At 73.1% G+C, this 1,525-nt stretch carries 1 protein-coding gene; it reads right to left on the reverse strand.

Going from position 1 to position 1,525, the window contains the following annotated elements:
* Positions 1 to 1,525 (reverse strand): IS1182 family transposase (locus tag PHK61_RS31750; RefSeq protein WP_274285030.1); only part of this gene is annotated, 1,525 nt, incomplete at both ends.

The following is a 1,525-nucleotide window of genomic DNA, read 5'->3' on the forward strand; positions in this document are numbered from 1 at the left end:
CAGGCGGCGCAGGTTGATCGCGGCGACGCGGGTGTGCAGCCAGGCGTTGTTCTTGGCCACGCCGCGGTGGGGGACGCGCCGGTTGCCGCGGGTCAGCCAGGCGATGGAGCGCTCGACCATGGGCCGGTGCCGCCGGTAGGCCTCGAGGTGCTCCGGGGTGGCGGCGCGGGCGCGGTGGGCGCGCTGGCGGGCGTGGTGGGGCCCGAGGGTGAGTTTGCGGCCGCGGTCAGCGGTGGTGCAGCGCTGGCGCAGCGGGCAACCCCGACAGGCCGCGCCGAAGCCGACGGACCCGGTCTCTCCGATGGGCCGGGTGATCCCGTTCGGGCAGGTCACGGTGTTCGCGATCGGGTCGTGGGTGAAGTCGTCGAGGGTGAACCCGCCGGAGATCGCCGCCCGTAACGGCCACGGCTTGATCACCGCGCGGTGCCCGGCGGTCTCGAGCGCAGCGAGCGCGTCGCCGGTGGCGTAGGCCGAGTCGGCCAGCACCTCGACCCGCTCGTCTGCGGCAGGGTCGAGGCTCGGGTCACCGTCGAGCAGGGCGATCCCGACCGTGGCGTCGCTGTTGTCCGGGCCGCTGGCCTTGGTCAGCCCGGTCGCGGTGATCAGCCCGGTGTCGGGCTCCACCACGACGTGGGCCTTGAACCCGTCCTGGCGGCGCTCGCGGGACTTGTGGGCATGGCGGGCGTCGGGGTCGACGGTGGAGATGACCCGGTCCGGGGCGACCTGGCGGGCGATGCGCCAGCGCCCGTCGGTGCCATCCGAGCCCTCCGCGGGCTCGACGTCCTGACCGGCGACCAGCGCCAGCAACGCCACCGCCTGCGCAGCCTTCTCATCGAGCCCAGCGCCGTGCGGGTGACGTTCCTCGAACCCGGCCAGCACCGCCAGCGCGTCGCCCACCAGCGCCGAGACCAGCTCGTCGCGGGCGGCCGGGTCGTCCCAGGCGATTTCGGGCTTGCCGGGCCGGGAGTAGTCATGCCCGCTCGTGGTGACCGTCGCGATGATCTCGGTGCCGTTGGGGACCTCGCGGGCGACCCGGCGGATCGCGGCGATCAGCTGGGTGACGGTGTCCTGGCGGGCCACCGCGTCATCCAGGATCGTCGAGTCCAGCGCCCGGCGGGTCTTCCCGGTAACCGCCCCGGTCTGGGCGATCACCTCGGACACCACATCGAAGACACGGTTCGGGCGCTGCGAGGCGGCCAAGCGTCGTCGCCAGTAGGTCAACGTCGACGCATCGAACGCACTGTCGGTGATCGCCACCCCGCACGCGGCCTTCCACCGCAGATCGAACGTCAGCGCCTCGACCGCTTCCCGGTCCGACAGCCCGTGCAGGGCCTGGAGCACCAGCACCGTGGCCACCACCTCCGGGGGCACACTCGGCCGGCCCCGGCGGGTGGGGAACAGGTCGGCGAACAGCTCCGGCGGGAACAACCGGGTGCGGTGGGCGGCCAGGAACGCGAACACGCTGCCCGGCTTCAGCAGATGCCCCGCGACCGACTCCACATCCAGCAACTCACGCTGATCATCA

It is taken from the genome of Actinomycetospora lutea, assembly GCF_028737205.1.
In the GTDB taxonomy this organism is placed as follows: domain Bacteria; phylum Actinomycetota; class Actinomycetes; order Mycobacteriales; family Pseudonocardiaceae; genus Actinomycetospora; species Actinomycetospora lutea.